Origin of the sequence: Streptomyces sp. NPDC046876, from assembly GCF_040645035.1 — a bacterium.
Classification (GTDB): Bacteria; Actinomycetota; Actinomycetes; order Streptomycetales; family Streptomycetaceae; genus Streptomyces.
Map to the genome: position 1 here is coordinate 130,597 of NZ_JBEYXK010000001.1, position 14,327 is coordinate 144,923.

Here is a 14,327-nt window from a genome sequence, read left to right on the forward strand (position 1 = left end):
CCGAACGAACGAAGAACGGCGAGGTAGTACGGCACATGAACTCACGCCAGCGCCGCGGCGTCATCCTGCTGCTCCTGTCGGTCCTGTGCGCCCTCGCGGCGTTCGGCGGGGTCGTCGTGGTGATCGGCGACGTCAACTCCAAGGTCGGGGCCGAGGTCGTCGCGTACCGGGCCAAGGCCGACATCGCCCCGTACAGCCCGCTGTCCGCCGGCCAGTTCGAGGAGGTCAGCATCCCCAAGCGGTGGCTGTCCGGCACCGCCGTCACCGACCTCGGCGCCCTCAAGGACAAGATCGCACTGACCACCCTGCGCAAGGGCTCGCTGCTCCAGTCGGACATGTTCGTCGACAGGCCGCAGCTCCAGCCCGGGGAGCAGGAGATCGCCATCATGATCGACGCGGCGACGGGCGTGGCCGGCAAGATCTACTCGGGGGCCAAGGTCAACATCATCGCCACCTTCAAGGGCGCCAAGGAGTCCGACCCGGCGCGGTCGGTGATCATCGTGGCCAATGCGCGAGTCCTCAACGTCGGCAAGCTCACCGCCCTCGACAAGGACAGCGACCGCAAGGGCCCGGCCGAGGTCGTGCCGATCACCTTCGCCCTGAACACCAAGGACACCCAGCGCGTCGCGTACGCCGAGTCCTTTGCGGAGCACGTACGCCTGGCCCTGGTGGCCCCCGGCACCGACTCCGCGCCCAGCGCGGGCGACCGCACGTACACCCTCGACGGGGACAAGTGAGGCCCGGATGACCACCCGAATCCTCCCCGCGGCCGGCGACCCGGACGCCGCCCGCGCCATCTCCTCCCTCATCGGCCAGCTCCCCGACGCCGAGCCGGCCGCGCCCGTCCCCGACTCCACCACCCTGCTCGACACCCTCGCGCGGCTCGCCGCCGACTCGGTCGACGAGCTGCCCGAGGTGGTCCTCGTCCACGAGCGGATCGGGCCGGTGCCCGCCCTCGACCTGATCCGCGAGGTCGCGCTCCGCTTCCCGGCGGTGGGCGTCGTGCTGCTGTCCTCCGACACGGGCCCCGCGCTGTTCTCCGCCGCGATGGACTCCGGTGCCCGCGGGCTGATCGGGCTGCCGCCCTCCTACGAGGAGCTCGCCGCCCGCGTCCAGGCCGCCGCCCAGTGGTCCGCGGGCGTACGCCGCCACCTGGGGCGCTCCGCCGACGTGTTCACCGGGCCCGGCGGGCGGGTCGTCACCGTCGCCGGGGCCAAGGGCGGGGTCGGCACCACCTTCGCCGCGGTGCAGTTCGCGCTGGCCGCGGCCGCGGCGGGCCGGCGCACCGCGCTGGTCGACATGGACCTCCAGGCCGGCGACGTCGGCTCGTACCTCGACGTGCAGTTCCGGCGGTCCATCGCCGACCTCGCCGGAATCCAGGACATCTCCCCGCGGGTCCTGCAGGACGCCGTGTACGACGACCGGACCGGGCTCGCCCTGCTGCTGGCCCCCGCCGACGGCGAACGCGGCGAGGAGGTCGACGACCGGGCCGCCCGGCACGTCGTCGGGGCCCTGCGCAGCCGGTACGAGCTCGTCGTCATCGACTGCGGCACCCAGGTGACCGGCGCGAACGCGGCCGCGGTGGAGATGGCCGACGTCGCCGTGCTGGTCACCACGCCGGACGTGGTCGCGGTACGGGCCGCCAAGCGGATGGTCCGGATGTGGGAGCGGCTCCAGGTCCGCAAGGCCGAGGACACCGCGCTGGTCGTCAACCGCTGGAGCAAGCACACCGAGATCCAGCCCGCGCTGATCGAGAAGATCACCAAGACGCGGGTGGCGCGGACCCCGGTCCCGGCGGCCTTCAAGGAACTCCAGGGGGTCGTCGACGCGGGGCGCGTGCAGGACCTCGACAACCGCTCCACGGTGAAGCAGGCGCTGTGGACGGTGGCCGGGGAGCTGGGCCTGCTGGCGGCGCGGGAGGAGCCGGCGGCGGCCGCCGCGTCCCTCCCGGGCGGGGGTGCGGGAAGCCCCGGCGCGGCCCTCGCGGTGCGCGCGGCCGGCCCCGTGGCCCGACTCCGCCGCGGCGGCGGCGACCGCGGCGCCGCCGGCCCGTGGCTGCGCCGCGGCCGGGAGGGCTGAGCGGTGCCGCCCGCGAGCAGAGCCGCCCGCCGCGGCCCGGGCGGCCGGGGCGCCCGCCGCGGCCCGGGCGGCCGGGGCGCCCGCCGCGGCCCGGGCCCGCGGGGCGTTCGCCGCGGCCAGGACCTGGCGGCCGCCCCGGGGGACCGCGGCCAGGTCGCCCTGGAGTTCGTCGGGATGGTCCCGCTGATCCTGCTGCTGATCGCGGCGGTCTGGGAGTGCGTCCTGATCGGCTACGCCTTCTCCCTGGCGGGCAACGCCGCGGACGAGGCGGCCCGCGCGGGCGCGGTCAAGGGCGACGGTGCGTGCGCGTCCGCCGCGGCCGAGCACATCGGCGGGGCCTGGACCATGTCCGCCGAGTGCGGCGAGGCGGGCCCGCTCTACAAGGCCACGGTCAAGCTCAACGTCCCGGTGTTCTACCCGGGCCTGGACATCGGCGTCCCCATCACGGGCACGGCCGGCGCGGCGATGGAGAGGGAGGACTGAGATGCCCCACACCCCACCCGTGCCCGGCTTCCCGCCCGGCCGCGGCGCCCCTGCGGACCCGGCCCGCGTGCCCGGCCCGACCGCTGCGCCCGGCTCTCCTTCCGCGCCCGGAGCCGCCGTCGGGCCGGCTCCGTGTTCCCTGCCGGAAGCCGAGCGCCGTGGCGCGGGCGGCCGGGACCGGGTTCAGCTGGTGCAGGGCGGCGCGGATCGCCGGCAACGCCTCGCGGGTCTGCTGCGCTCCGCGCACCGGGACCGCGGGCAGGTGGCGCTCGAGTACATCGGGTTCATTCCGATCCTGCTGTTCGTCGCGCTCTGTGCGATCCAGCTCGGCTGGGTCGCGTACGTGCACGAGCAGGCGGATACGGCTGCGCGGACCGCCGCGCGGGCGGAGGCCCGTAAGCGGGGGTCGGGAGAGGCGGCCGGGCGGGCCGCGGTGCGGGCCGGCCTCGACGCGGACGTCACGGTCGATCCCGGCCGGGACGCGGTCACCGCCACCGTGCGCATCAAGATCAAGTCCATCGTCCCCGGGCTCGGCCTCGACGACGCCACGCGGACCGCCATCATGCCCAACGACGACCCGGAGGTCGGACCATGAGCCTGCGTTCCCGGGTCGCAAGCCCGGACGACCGGCACAGCCCCCGCGAGGACGGCCGCCTGGTGTCCTCGTACCGCGCCAAGCTGCTGGAGGAGATCGACCTCGCCGAGATGTCCGCCCTCGCCCCCGCCGAACGGCGCAGCCGGCTGGAGCGGGTGCTCGGGCACATCATCAGCCGCGAGGGCCCGGTCCTGTCCACCGTCGAGCGGGCCCAGCTGATCCGCCGCGTCGTGGACGAGGCCCTCGGCCTCGGCGTGCTCGAACCGCTCCTGGAGGACGCCTCGATCTCCGAGATCATGGTCAACGGCCCCGACCAGATCTTCGTCGAGCGGGCCGGGCGCGTCGAGCAGCTCCCCCTCCGCTTCGCCTCGCACGAGCAGCTCATGCAGACCATCGAGCGCATCGTCTCCACCGTCAACCGCCGCGTCGACGAGGCCAACCCGATGGTCGACGCCCGCCTGCCCAGCGGAGAGCGCGTCAACGTCATCATCCCGCCGCTCTCGCTCACCGGCGCGACCCTCACCATCCGCCGCTTCCCCCGCGCCTTCACCCTCCACGAGATGATCGGCCTCGGCTCGCTGGACGAGCAGATGCTCCTGCTCCTGTCCGGCCTGGTCCAGTCGAAGATGAACCTGATCGTCTCCGGCGCCACCGGCACCGGCAAGACCACCCTCCTCAACGCCCTCTCCGGCCTCATCCCGGAGGGCGAACGCATCATCACCATCGAGGACTCCGCCGAGCTCCAGCTCCAGCAGGCCCACGTCATCCGGCTCGAATCCCGCCCGCCCAACGTCGAGGGCAAGGGCCAGATCACCATCCGCGACCTCGTCCGCAACAGCCTGCGCATGCGCCCCGACCGCATCATCGTCGGCGAGGTCCGCGGCGGCGAGACCCTCGACATGCTCCAGGCCATGTCCACCGGCCACGACGGCTCCCTCGCCACCGTCCACGCCAACAGCGCCGAGGACGCCCTGATGCGCCTGCAGACCCTCGCCTCCATGTCCGAGGTCGAGGTCCCCTTCGAGGCGCTGCAGGACCAGATCAACAGCGCCGTCAACGTCGTCGTCCAGCTGACCCGGTTCGGCGACGGCTCCCGCCGCGTCACCGAGATCGCCATCCTCGACTCCCACGGCCGCGAACCCTTCCGCATCACCACCGTCTGCCGCTTCGCCGCCCGGCCCATGGGCGCCGACGGCCGCGTCCACGGCCGCTTCGAGTACTTCCCGCTGCCGCGCCGCATCGCGGACCGCCTCTACATGAACAACCAGCCGATCCCGCAGGCCTTCGGCGTCGCCGTGTCGGACGCCCAGCTCGCCACCCGGACAGCCCTGTGAACCCCATCGTCCTCCTCACCCTCGGCGCCACCCTGCTGGCCTGCGTCCTCGTCATCGCGGGCGTGCACGTGTACATGGCCGGCCGGGCGCAGCGCGCCGCCCTCATCGAACGCCTCGTCACCGACGGCGCCCCCGAGCCCGCCGGCCGTCGGCGCCGCTTCCCCGGCGTCGACCGCCGCCTGCGCAGGACCGCGCTCGGCAAGCGGATCGAGGTCAAGCTGGCCGTGACCGGCCTGGACCTCACCCCGGGCGAGTTCTTCGTCTACATGCTGATGGCGGTGGCCGGCATATGGCTGGTGGCCGCCAGCTTCCTCGCCCCCTTCTTCGGCCCCGTCGCCGGCCTGGTCGGCCTGTGGGCGGCCAACGCCTTCCTCAACTGGCAGCGGGCCCGGCGCACCGAGCGGTTCATCAACCAGCTCCCCGAGCTCGCCCGCATCCTCGCCAACGCCACCCAGGCCGGGCTGGCCCTGCGCACGGCCATCGCCATAGCGGCCGAGGAGCTCGAGGCACCGGCCGGCGAGGAACTGTCCCGGGTCGCCGACCGGCTCGCCGTCGGCCACTCCATCGAGGAGTCCCTCGGCGAGATCGCCGAACGGCTCCCGTCCCGCGAGCTCGTCGTCCTCGTCTCGACGCTCGTGCTGTCCGCGCGGGCGGGCGGCGAACTCGTCGGCTCCCTGCGGAACCTGACGGTCACCCTGGAGCAGCGCAAGGAGACCCGGCGCGAGATCCGCACCCAGCTGTCCCAGGTGACCGTGACCGCGTACCTCGTGCCGGCCATCGGGCTCGGCTCGCTGCTCCTGGTGAACCTGATGATGCCCGGCGCGCTGGACCGGATGACCGGCGCGTTCCTCGGCCAGACGGCGGTGCTGGTCGCGCTCGGCCTCTTCACCCTGGGGTTCGTCCTGATCCGCCGCCTGTCGAAGATCGACGTCTGAGGGGGCGGGGACCGACGTGACCGTACTGGCTCTGGGCCTGGCCCTCGCCGTGGGACTCTCCGTCCTCGGCATCTTCCACGGCATCCGCCTCTACCGCGCCGAGACCAAGCTGCCGAGCGACCTCGCGCTCGCCCTGGAGGTCGGCGCCACCCGCACCACCGCCGTCGGCTCCGCCGTCGACCGCCTCGGCATCCGCTGGGCGCCGCTGGTGCTGCGCCTGATGGGCCCCGACCGGGTGGCCCGCAAACGCCGCCAGATCGACATGGCCGGCAACCCGGCCGGCCTCACCATCGACCGCTACGCGGCGCGCCGCGCGGTGTACGGGTTCCTCGGCGGGCTCGGCGCCTTCGCCATGCTGCTCAACGGGCAGCTCGTGCCGGCCCTGCTGATGGTCGCGTTCGGGCTGTTCTGGATCGAGGTCGGGCTGTGGTCGGCGATCCGGATCCGCCGCGACCACATCGAGCGGACCCTGCCCGACTTCCTGGACGTCCTCGCCGTCGTGGTCAGCGCCGGGCTCGGCTTCCGGCAGGCGCTGGACCGGGTGGCGGGCAAGTACGAGGGCCCCTGGTCGGACGAGATCCGCATCACGCTGCAGCAGATGGACATGGGCGTCAGCCGCCGCCAGGCCTTCGACGAGCTGCGCCGGCGCAACGACTCCGAGCAGGTCGCCCAGTTCGTGACCGCGCTGCAGCAGGGCGAGGAGCTCGGCTCCCCGATCGTGGACACGCTGATCGCCATCGCCGAGGACATGCGCCGCACCGACGCGCAGAACGCGCGGCGCCGGGCCGCCCGCGCCGTGCCCAAGGCCACCTTCGCGGTGACCATGTTCATGCTGCCGGGCACGCTGATCCTGCTGGTGTGCGGGTTCGTGTACGGGGCCGACGTCGACTTCGGCGCGATGCTCGGGGGCGGGTGAGCAGCCATGGCTGTACTGGACACGGGCGCCGTCGGGGCGGGCGCGCCGGCGCGGCTCCGGCGGGGGCCGGGCGCGGCGCGGACGCGAGCGCGGGCGGGTCTCGGGGCCGGGGACTCCCTCACCCTGCGGGTGAACGCGCTGCAGTCCCTCTGCCGGCGGGTCTTCGCCTTCCGGATGGTGATGATCGGGCTCGGCGCCCCGCTGGCCCTCGCCGGGACCGCGCGCGGCGGCCCCACGTACCTCGTGGCCGGGGCGATCCTGCTGACCTTCATGTGCTCGTACGCCCTCTTCCGCGACTGGGAGCGCTTCGGGCCGCTGCTGCTGCGCCACCGGTGGCTGCTGGCCTGCGACATGGTGCTGAGCGGGCTGCTGCTGGTCACGGCCGGGCCCGCATCCCCGCTCGGCTTCGTCTCCCTGTGCACGCCGCTGCTGGCCGGGCTGGTGTACGGCTGGCGCGGCTCGGCGGTGTACGCGGCCCTGCAGGCGGTCGCGGTGGCGGCGCTGCCCGGCGGGGCCCTGACCCTGCCGGTGCTGTGCCTGGTGGCCGGCGCGGCCGGATCCTCCCTGCGCGACCTGCTGTTCCGCTTCGGGGCGGCGAGCCAGGCCCTGACCGAGGCGCGGGCGCGGCTCGCGGTGGCCGAGGCGGTGCGCGGTGAACGGGACCGGCTGGCCCGCGAGATGCACGACTCGGTGTCGAAGACCCTGCACGGCCTGGCCCTGGCCGCCGACGCCCTGGCGCGCACCGCCGACCCGGCCGCCGTACGGGCGCAGGCCGAGCTGCTGTCCGGGGCGGCCCGCCGGGCGGTCGCGGAGTCCCGCGAGCTCCTGACCGACCTGCGGCGCGACGTCGAGGCGCCGGGGGTGTCGCTGGCGGGGGAGCTGCGGCGGCTGGTGGCGGGGGATGCGGAGCTGACCATCCGCGGGACCCTGCCGGTGGTCCCGGCCCCGGTGGCCCGCCAACTGCTGGCGGTGGCCGCGGAGGCCCTGGAGAACGCCCGCCGCCACGCGGGGGCGACGCGGATGACGGTGACGGCGTCGGCGTCGGCGTCGGCTGAGGCGTCGGCTGAGGCGGGCGCGGGGCACCTCACCCTCACGGTCGACGACGACGGCCGCGGCCTGCCGCCCCACGGCTCGGCCGCCGACCTGCGGGCGGTCGTCGCCACGGGCCGCTTCGGGCTGCTCGGCATGACGGAACGCGCCGCCGCCATCGGGGCCCGCCTGCACATCGGCCCGCGCCCGGACGGCCCCGGCACCCGCGTCCGCCTGGACCTCCCGCTCGCGGCCCTGACCCCGGAAGGGAGCCCCTGATGCCCCCGCTGCCGCTCCGCGTCCTGATCGCCGACGACAACCCCGTCGTCCGGGCGGGCCTGGCCGCCCTGCTCGCCACCTCGGGGGACATCGAGGTCGCGGCCCAGGCGTCCGACGGCCGCGAGGCCATCGGCCTGACCCGCCGCCACGCCCCGGACGTGGTCCTGCTGGACGTCCGGATGCCGGGCGTGGACGGCATCTCGGCCCTGCCGCACCTGGTCCGGCTGGCGCCGGTCCTGATGCTGACGTACAGCCAGGAGCCGGAAGCGGTCCGCGAGTCCCTCCTGCTGGGCGCGGGCGGCTACCTGGTGCACGGCGAGTTCACGCCGGACGAGCTGGTCCGGGCGGTCCACGACGCCCGCGAGGGCCGGCCCCACTTCACCCCGACGGCGGCGAGCACACTGCTCGCGGAACTCCGCACCTCTTCGCAACCGCAACGAACTGTGGCACAGTCTCCTGAGCGGCTGCACAACTCTGTTCTCTTCGGCCTGAGTTCCAGGGAGGTGGAGGTCATGGATCTGATCGCGTCCGGGATGAGCAACCAGCAGATCGCCGCCGCCTGCTTCATCAGCGAGAAGACGGTGAAGAACCACATCAACCGCATCTTCGCCAAGCTCCAGAGCACCAGCCGCAGCGAGGCGATAGCGCGCTGGCTGGGAACCGCCCGTCCGGGGGTGACGGGACATGGCTAGACGCAGTGCGCAGTGGGTCCGTATTTGGGTCCCGGGACCCTTGGTAACGACCGGTGACTCCCCGTACGGTCCGCAAATCGACAGCGGCACCGGACCGGGAGGGACCCCTCATGAAGCAGAGCACCCTGGCGCGGATGCGGAAGCGCTACGAGGCCACGGGCCGCGACCGCGGCCAGACGGCGTTCGAGTACCTCGGGATCATCCTGGTGGTCGTGGTGATCATCGGCGCCATTGTCGGCACGGGCATCGGTCAGGCCATCACCAACCGGATTGCCACTGCGGTTACATCGATCACCGCGGGGAAGTGATCCGGCGCAGGCTGCGGGACGATCGCGGTCAGGCGTTTCCGATCTACGCGGTCGCGATCGTCGGCCTGCTCTTCGCCGCTCTGGCGTTCTTCGTCGTGGGTCAGGCGGGCGTCACGCGCAGCAATGCGCAGGGTGCGGCTGATGCGGCTGCCCTTGCGGCCGCCGGTGAAGCCAGGGACAACGCCTTTCTGGGGCTCGACTTGCTCAGCCTCAAGCCCGCTGACTGGACGAAGCTCGTCGACGGTGACCTTCTCACCGGGAAAGGGGCATGCGGAAAGGCTGACGAGTTCGCCGCCTTGAACGATGCCACCGCGCAGTGCGAGGCAACCATCCCCCTGGTCACCGTCACGGTGCAAACGAAGGGGTCCGTCGGGCGATCGGTCGTGCCGGGCACGGAGAACGTTCACGGCAAGGCCACCGCCAAGGCGCGGATCAAGCCTCGGTGCTCCCTGCGGTCGGCACCGGTATCCACCCCGCCCGCCCAGACGCCGAATCCGACGCCGGCCCCGAGCCCGAGCCCCTCATCGGGCGCGGGAGGCGTCACGTTCGTCTGCGACGGGAAGCCTCTCACCTTGGATCCGGCGAAACCGGGCCCGCTGACCAACTTGGCGAGGGCGCTCTTCACGGTTCGACTGGTCGACTGACACGTACGCGAGAAAAGGAAGCTGCATAGATGAGCACTCGGCACTCGGCGAAGATCCGCGGGGGAGCGACTGCCGCAGTTGCGGTCGTTTTTGCGATCACGGTGGCGGGTTGCGGTGGAACGGGCGACGACAAGCCCAAGGCGGCCGGGAATCCGCCGTCCTCGAAGTCACAGGCGGACACGTCCAAGCCGCAGGCGCCGGGCGACAGCCCCAAGCCTTCCCCGACGGAGGTGCTGGCCACGGTCAATGGCGAGGCGGGCATGACGCTCACCGTCAATTCGGCGGTCCGTGATGCAGGCGGCTTCCTCACGGTCAGTGGGCAGCTGAAGAACACCGGCAGCCAGGCGTTCGCCAGCACTGCAGCCTGGCGCGGCAATGAACTCAACGGCAGTGGAGCCTCGGTTGCAGGCGTCACGCTCGTCGACAAAGCCGGCAAGAAGCGGTACTACGTGCTGCGGGATACCGAAGGCAGGTGCCTGTGCACCACCGGGCTGACCGTCATCGATGCCGGGCAGTCGGTGCCGTTCTTCGCGCAGTTCCCCGTACCGCCGGCGAGTACGAATCAGGTGGACTTCAACCTGCCCACGTTCGCCACGGCCACCATCAAAATTTCCGGGTGACCCCATGACAAAACGCCACCGCGTAACCGCCGCGACAGCCGTCGCCGGGCTCGTCATTGCCGGCGCCCAACTCCTCGGGGCGACGAGCGCCCACGCCGACGACGTGAAGCCCTCCGTACCCCCCGGCACCGAGCCCTCCGCCGCGGCCCCCGTGCCCATCGACTCCAAGGCTCCCGGGCTCAAGATCCCCCAGGGCGGGACCCTGGCGCCCATCAAGGTGCTCGACATCGCCGAGGTCGTCGAGGACCTCGGCGGTGAGCAGCGCCGTCAGGAGACCAACCAGACGGTCATGATGGCGCTGCAGTCCGAGGTGCTGTTCCCGGAGAACAGCGCGGTGTTCAACGCCGCCGCAGCCGCCCGCATCCAGGCCATCGCCCAGGAGATCAACACCCAGAAGGCCACCCGCATCCGCGTCTTCGGCTTCACCGACGACCAGGGCAGCTACGAGCACGGCAAGGAGCTGTCCAAGCAGCGCGCGGACGCCGTGCAGGCGGAGCTCGCCAAGACCGTCACCGTCCCCGGCGTCATCTACGACGTCCGCGGCTACAGCGAGGACTACCCGATAGCGGACAACAGCACCGAGGAAGGCCGCAAGAAGAACCGCCGCGTGGAGATCACGTTCCCCCGGAGCGCGGGCGGCGGTGCCACCACCGGGGGCTAGGCACGAGGTGCGGTGTCGGGCGGCGCGGGTCAGGCGAGATCCGGGAGGGACGGCCTAGGCTCGGCCCGTGGCACAGCCTGAGCAACGCGCCGAGGGTGCGGGACCGTTCACCACTCGGCTCACCTGGAACCCGTCCGAAGGGCGAAGGGTGGTGTGGGAGTCGCGGCCCGCACGCAGGCGGGGGACGCTGACGGTCCGCGGCCCCGGGGACACGGCCGACCGCTCGTCGCCGGCCGACGACGAGGCCCTCGGCCGCCTCCGCCGGCTCAACGCCGTCGCGTCGGGCGCGTTCGTGATCGGCGGGGTGCTCTTCGCCCTCGGCGCCGCGATCTCCCAGTTCGGTTGGGGCGACGCGGTCGAGAGCGCCTCGGTCTACTTCGTGGGCGGCCTCTTCTTCAACACCGGGGGCTACGTCTCGCTCCTGCAGGTACTGAACGCGCCCCGCCACTCCACCGAGACCGGTGGGCTGGTCACCTCCGACTGGAGGTGGTGGGGGTACGAGCCGATGCGCCTGGACTGGCTGAGCGCGTTCGTCCTCTTCGTCGGGACGCTCGTGTTCGGCGTCAACCTCGTGGACTCCTTCCTGCAAGGGCTCACCACCCGGCAGGTCAACCGGCTGGTCTGGGCTCCGGACGTGATCGGCTGCGTCCTGTTCCTCATCTCGGGACACCTGGCGTCCATCGAGATCTGCCACCGGTTCCGGCCCTGCCTCCGCTCCCGCAGCCTCGGCTGGTGGGTCGTCGCCGTGAACCAGTCGGGGTCGGTGCTCTTCATGGTCTCGGCGCTGGCCGCGTTCACCCGGCCCGCGACCGGAAGCATGGTCAACGCCGACATCGCCAACTGGGGGACGCTGTCCGGAGCCCTGTGCTTCTCGCTCGGCGGCGTACTCCAGGCCTGCGAGCGCCCCCGCTGATCTGAGCCTTCGGGATCTGAGTCTCCGGGATCCGGATCACCGGCTCGGATCACCGGGCGGCGGTGGTGGCCGTCGCAGCCGCCAGGAGTGTCGTGGCCGCCGCCCCCGCCCGCCGGGCCGGCTCGGGGCCGGGGGTGAGGGCGGCCACGGCGGTGGCGCCTTCGACCAGGATCAGCAGCTGCTCCGCGAGCTCCTCGCGCCCCGGGCCCGCGGCCTGGGCCAGCAGCGCCCGCAGCTCCGCCTTGTGCCGCCGTACGACGTCCAGCACCCCGGCGGGTCCGGCCCCCAGCTCCCCGAAGGCGTTCAGGAACGCGCACCCGCGGAACCCCGGCTCCGCGAACCACGCCGCGAGCCACTCGAACACGGCCCCCACCGGATCGTCCGGCGCCGCCTCCACCGCTTCGCGCAGGCTCGCCGTCCACCGCCGGTCGCGCCGCTCCAGGTAGGCCGCGACCAGCGCTTCCTTGGCCGGGAAGACCTTGTACAGCCGCTTGAGCGGTACGCCGGACTCCGCGCGGATGCGGTCCATGCCGACGGCCTGGACGCCCTCGGCGTAGAACAGCGCCTCGGCCGCGTCCAGGAGCCGGGTGCGGGCCTCTTCGTCGTCCATGCGGGCAGCGTAGCCCAGAAGCGCTTGCGCTGAGAACGCTCGTTCTCGTACGGTTCTCGCGTGATCGGAGAACGACCGTTCTCGCTCCCTTCCCGAGAGGCGACGCCCATGACCGCCGTACGCCCGCCCCTGCCGCCCTTCACCGAGGAGTCCGCCCGCGCCAAGGTGCAGGCCGCCGAGGACGCCTGGAACACCCGCGACCCCGAGCGCGTGGCCCTCGCGTACACCGAGGACTCCGTGTGGCGCAATCGCGACCGCTTCCTCACCGGCCGCGCCGAGATCCGTTCCTTCCTCGCCGAGAAGTGGGAGCGCGAGCTCGACTACCGCCTCCGCAAGGAGCTGTGGGCGTACACCGGCAACCGGATCTCCGTCCGCTTCGAGTACGAGTGGCACGACACCGCCGGCCAGTGGTGGCGCAGCCACGGCAACGAGCAGTGGGAGTTCGACGACGACGGCCTGATGCGCCGCCGCGAGGCCAGCATCAACGACGTCGCGATCGAGGAGGCGGACCGCCGCCTGCGCTGACGGCCGGTCCGCCGGTCCCGGGGGCTGGTGCGGACGGGTGAGTCCGCCGCCGCCCGGTGCGGGCCCGCCTCCTGCGCGGTATGTCTTGCGCCGACACCGGCCGGAGGAGACAGGCATGCCACGGGCGCGCGTGAACGGCGTCGAGCTCTTCTACGAGACCGAGGGCCCGGCCGGCGGCGAGCCGCTCGTGCTCGTCCACGGCTCCTGGAGCGACCACCTCGGCTGGGGGCGCGTCCTGCCGCGCCTCGCGCAGACCTACCGGGTCCTGGCGTACGACCGCCGCGGCCACAGCCGCAGCGAGCGCCCGGCCGGCCAGGGCAGCCGGCGCGAGGACGAGGACGACCTGGCCGCGCTGATCGAGATGCTGGGCAGCGGGCCGGTCCACGTCGCCGCGAGCTCCTTCGGTGCCTCGACGACCCTCGGGCTGGCCGCCCGCCGGCCCGAGCTGCTGCGCAGCATCACGGCGCACGAGCCCCCGCTGATGGCAGTCGTGGCCGGCGAGGCGGAGCTCCAGCCGCTGATGGCGCCCATGGAGGCCGCCATCGGCGGCGTCCTGGCCACCCTGCGCTCCGGCGAGCCGGAGACGGCGGCGCGGCGGTTCGTGGAGGACGTCGCCGTCGGGCCGGGGGCGTGGGAGCAGCTGCCGGATCCGGTCCGGCGGACCTTCACCGCCAACGCCCCGACCTTCGCCGACGAGCAGGCGGATCCGGACTGGGCCGACCTCGACCTCGGCAGCCTCGGCGGATTCGCCGGTCCGGTGCTTCTGACCACGGGCGCCGAGAGCCCGCCGTGGTTCCGCGTGATCCGGGACAAGGTCGCGAGCGCGTTCGGCGGCCGGGCCGAGCGGCACACCTTCGAGGGCGCGGGCCACGTACCCCACCTGACCCACCCCGAGGCGTACGTCGACCGCCTCACCGCCTTCGTCGCCGGGCGGGCCGTCGCCTAGATGTGTCGTCCCGGGACAGCCCTCAGGGCGTGTCCCTGGCCGGCGGGGAAGCCGGCGCGAGGGGCTGCACCGCGGCCGCGGCGACCGAGCCGCGCAGCAGTTCCGCCAGGTCGCGGGGGTGCGCCTGCTCGCCGGTGGGGGCCGCCGCCGTGATCCGGTCCAGCCGGAAGCCCCGGCCGGACCGCCGGGCGCGGCACCAGGCGATGAGGTACCAGTGGCCGCCGGCGGTCAGCAGCCCGGCCGGCTCCACCACGCGTTCGGATCCGCGTCCTGCCGCGTCGACGTACTGCAGGCCCAGCACCAGGTTGCCCGCGACGGCCCGCTCCACCGCCGCGCGGACCGCGGAGGGGGTCGGCGCCGGCAGGGCGACGATCCGGGCCGCCAGTGTCCGGGCCGCCGCGGAGGCGGGACCCGTCATCGACGCCGTGAGCTTCTGGTGGGCCGCGCGGGCGGTACCGGCGTAGGGGGCGCCGGTGCCGGCCGCGGCGAGCGCGGCGGTCAGCGCCGCGGCCTCGTCGGCCGTGAGGTGGACGGGGGGCAGGGTCATCGCCGGGTCGATCGTCCAGCCGCCGCCGCGCCCGGGTGTGGTGCGCACCGGGACACCGGACTCCATCAGCGCCTGGAGGTCGCGCTGCGCCGTGCGCGTGCTGACCTCGAACCGTGCGGCGAGCGCGGCGACCGTGACCGGTCGCGGCGCGTTCGCGCGCAGCTCTTCCACCAGCGCATAGAGCCGAGTCGTACGGTTCACGGGGCCGACG

General features: G+C 73.4%; 18 protein-coding genes. 16 read left to right on the forward strand and 2 right to left on the reverse strand.

Annotated elements, in window-relative coordinates:
- The first annotated feature begins 35 nt into the window (after positions 1-35).
- The 14 genes from cpaB (at position 36) to ABZ924_RS00660 (ending at position 11,488) form a co-directional block, all read left to right on the forward strand.
- On the forward strand, positions 36-737 hold the full coding sequence (cpaB, locus tag ABZ924_RS00595; protein WP_361901770.1) for a Flp pilus assembly protein CpaB: 702 nt from the start codon (positions 36-38) through the stop codon (positions 735-737).
- A 7-nt stretch (positions 738-744) separates the two neighbouring features.
- The gene (locus tag ABZ924_RS00600; RefSeq protein WP_361901772.1) at positions 745-2,079 is read left to right on the forward strand and encodes an AAA family ATPase; all 1,335 of its coding nucleotides are present in this window, start codon (positions 745-747) and stop codon (positions 2,077-2,079) included.
- A 3-nt stretch (positions 2,080-2,082) separates the two neighbouring features.
- Positions 2,083-2,562: a TadE/TadG family type IV pilus assembly protein gene (locus ABZ924_RS00605; RefSeq protein WP_361901774.1), complete on the forward strand. Its 480-nt coding sequence runs from the start codon at positions 2,083-2,085 to the stop codon at positions 2,560-2,562.
- Position 2,563: 1 nt separating this feature from the next.
- On the forward strand, positions 2,564-3,157 hold the full coding sequence (locus tag ABZ924_RS00610; RefSeq protein WP_361901775.1) for a TadE/TadG family type IV pilus assembly protein: 594 nt from the start codon (positions 2,564-2,566) through the stop codon (positions 3,155-3,157).
- Positions 3,154-4,491, forward strand: coding sequence for a CpaF family protein (locus ABZ924_RS00615; protein ID WP_361901777.1), 1,338 nt, complete (start codon positions 3,154-3,156; stop codon positions 4,489-4,491). Before ABZ924_RS00610 ends, ABZ924_RS00615 begins: the two co-directional genes overlap by 4 nt.
- A complete protein-coding gene (locus tag ABZ924_RS00620) occupies positions 4,488-5,426 on the forward strand; it encodes a type II secretion system F family protein (protein ID WP_361901779.1) in 939 nt (312 codons plus the stop codon). Before ABZ924_RS00615 ends, ABZ924_RS00620 begins: the two co-directional genes overlap by 4 nt.
- A 25-nt stretch (positions 5,427-5,451) precedes the next feature.
- Positions 5,452-6,342, forward strand: coding sequence for a DUF5936 domain-containing protein (locus ABZ924_RS00625; RefSeq protein WP_361902350.1), 891 nt, complete (start codon positions 5,452-5,454; stop codon positions 6,340-6,342).
- Between the two features lie 6 nt (positions 6,343-6,348).
- Positions 6,349-7,650 carry a histidine kinase gene (locus tag ABZ924_RS00630; RefSeq protein WP_361901781.1) on the forward strand — a complete coding sequence of 434 codons (1,302 nt, stop codon included), beginning with the start codon at positions 6,349-6,351 and terminating at the stop codon, positions 7,648-7,650.
- Positions 7,650-8,342, forward strand: a complete 693-nt coding sequence (locus ABZ924_RS00635) for a response regulator transcription factor (RefSeq protein ID WP_361901782.1) — start codon at positions 7,650-7,652, stop codon at positions 8,340-8,342. Before ABZ924_RS00630 ends, ABZ924_RS00635 begins: the two co-directional genes overlap by 1 nt.
- Positions 8,343-8,452: 110 nt before the next feature.
- Positions 8,453-8,650, forward strand: coding sequence for a hypothetical protein (locus ABZ924_RS00640; RefSeq protein WP_361901784.1), 198 nt, complete (start codon positions 8,453-8,455; stop codon positions 8,648-8,650).
- Positions 8,647-9,294, forward strand: a complete 648-nt coding sequence (locus ABZ924_RS00645) for a pilus assembly protein TadG-related protein (protein ID WP_361901785.1) — start codon at positions 8,647-8,649, stop codon at positions 9,292-9,294. The genes ABZ924_RS00640 and ABZ924_RS00645 overlap by 4 nt, the downstream gene beginning before the upstream one ends.
- 29 nt (positions 9,295-9,323) lie before the next feature.
- Complete coding sequence (locus ABZ924_RS00650) at positions 9,324-9,914, forward strand: hypothetical protein (protein WP_361901787.1); 591 nt, start codon at positions 9,324-9,326, stop codon at positions 9,912-9,914.
- A gap of 4 nt (positions 9,915-9,918) precedes the next feature.
- Positions 9,919-10,575: an OmpA family protein gene (locus tag ABZ924_RS00655; protein WP_361901789.1), complete on the forward strand. Its 657-nt coding sequence runs from the start codon at positions 9,919-9,921 to the stop codon at positions 10,573-10,575.
- Between the two features lie 67 nt (positions 10,576-10,642).
- Entirely contained in the window at positions 10,643-11,488 is an 846-nt protein-coding gene (locus ABZ924_RS00660; protein ID WP_361901791.1) for a hypothetical protein, read from the forward strand.
- A 49-nt stretch (positions 11,489-11,537) separates the two neighbouring features.
- Here ABZ924_RS00660 and ABZ924_RS00665 read toward each other — a convergent pair whose 3' ends face one another.
- Entirely contained in the window at positions 11,538-12,098 is a 561-nt protein-coding gene (locus ABZ924_RS00665) for a TetR/AcrR family transcriptional regulator (RefSeq protein ID WP_361901792.1), read from the reverse strand.
- A 108-nt stretch (positions 12,099-12,206) separates the two neighbouring features.
- On the opposite strand from ABZ924_RS00665, the gene ABZ924_RS00670 reads away from it, so the two are divergent.
- The gene (locus ABZ924_RS00670; protein WP_361901794.1) at positions 12,207-12,623 is read left to right on the forward strand and encodes a nuclear transport factor 2 family protein; all 417 of its coding nucleotides are present in this window, start codon (positions 12,207-12,209) and stop codon (positions 12,621-12,623) included.
- A gap of 115 nt (positions 12,624-12,738) precedes the next feature.
- On the forward strand, positions 12,739-13,569 hold the full coding sequence (locus ABZ924_RS00675; RefSeq protein WP_361901796.1) for an alpha/beta hydrolase: 831 nt from the start codon (positions 12,739-12,741) through the stop codon (positions 13,567-13,569).
- Between the two features lie 22 nt (positions 13,570-13,591).
- On the opposite strand, the gene ABZ924_RS00680 is transcribed toward ABZ924_RS00675, so the two are convergent.
- Positions 13,592-14,317, reverse strand: a complete 726-nt coding sequence (locus ABZ924_RS00680; RefSeq protein WP_361901798.1) for a YafY family protein — start codon at positions 14,315-14,317, stop codon at positions 13,592-13,594.
- Between the last annotated feature and the right edge of the window lie 10 nt (positions 14,318-14,327).

Excerpts from the sequence above, each read along its gene's own strand:
- ABZ924_RS00655 (WP_361901789.1), top strand. The coding sequence starts at position 9,919 with ATGACAAAACGCCACCGCGTAACCGCCGCGACAGCCGTCGCCGGGCTC.
- ABZ924_RS00600 (WP_361901772.1), top strand. The coding sequence starts at position 745 with ATGACCACCCGAATCCTCCCCGCGGCCGGCGACCCGGACGCCGCCCGC.
- ABZ924_RS00675 (WP_361901796.1), top strand. The coding sequence starts at position 12,739 with ATGCCACGGGCGCGCGTGAACGGCGTCGAGCTCTTCTACGAGACCGAG.
- cpaB (WP_361901770.1), top strand. The coding sequence starts at position 36 with ATGAACTCACGCCAGCGCCGCGGCGTCATCCTGCTGCTCCTGTCGGTC.
- ABZ924_RS00670 (WP_361901794.1), top strand. The coding sequence starts at position 12,207 with ATGACCGCCGTACGCCCGCCCCTGCCGCCCTTCACCGAGGAGTCCGCC.
- ABZ924_RS00665 (WP_361901792.1), bottom strand. The coding sequence starts at position 12,098 with ATGGACGACGAAGAGGCCCGCACCCGGCTCCTGGACGCGGCCGAGGCG.
- ABZ924_RS00610 (WP_361901775.1), top strand. The coding sequence starts at position 2,564 with ATGCCCCACACCCCACCCGTGCCCGGCTTCCCGCCCGGCCGCGGCGCC.
- ABZ924_RS00650 (WP_361901787.1), top strand. The coding sequence starts at position 9,324 with ATGAGCACTCGGCACTCGGCGAAGATCCGCGGGGGAGCGACTGCCGCA.
- ABZ924_RS00630 (WP_361901781.1), top strand. The coding sequence starts at position 6,349 with ATGGCTGTACTGGACACGGGCGCCGTCGGGGCGGGCGCGCCGGCGCGG.
- ABZ924_RS00635 (WP_361901782.1), top strand. The coding sequence starts at position 7,650 with ATGCCCCCGCTGCCGCTCCGCGTCCTGATCGCCGACGACAACCCCGTC.
- ABZ924_RS00640 (WP_361901784.1), top strand. The coding sequence starts at position 8,453 with ATGAAGCAGAGCACCCTGGCGCGGATGCGGAAGCGCTACGAGGCCACG.
- ABZ924_RS00615 (WP_361901777.1), top strand. The coding sequence starts at position 3,154 with ATGAGCCTGCGTTCCCGGGTCGCAAGCCCGGACGACCGGCACAGCCCC.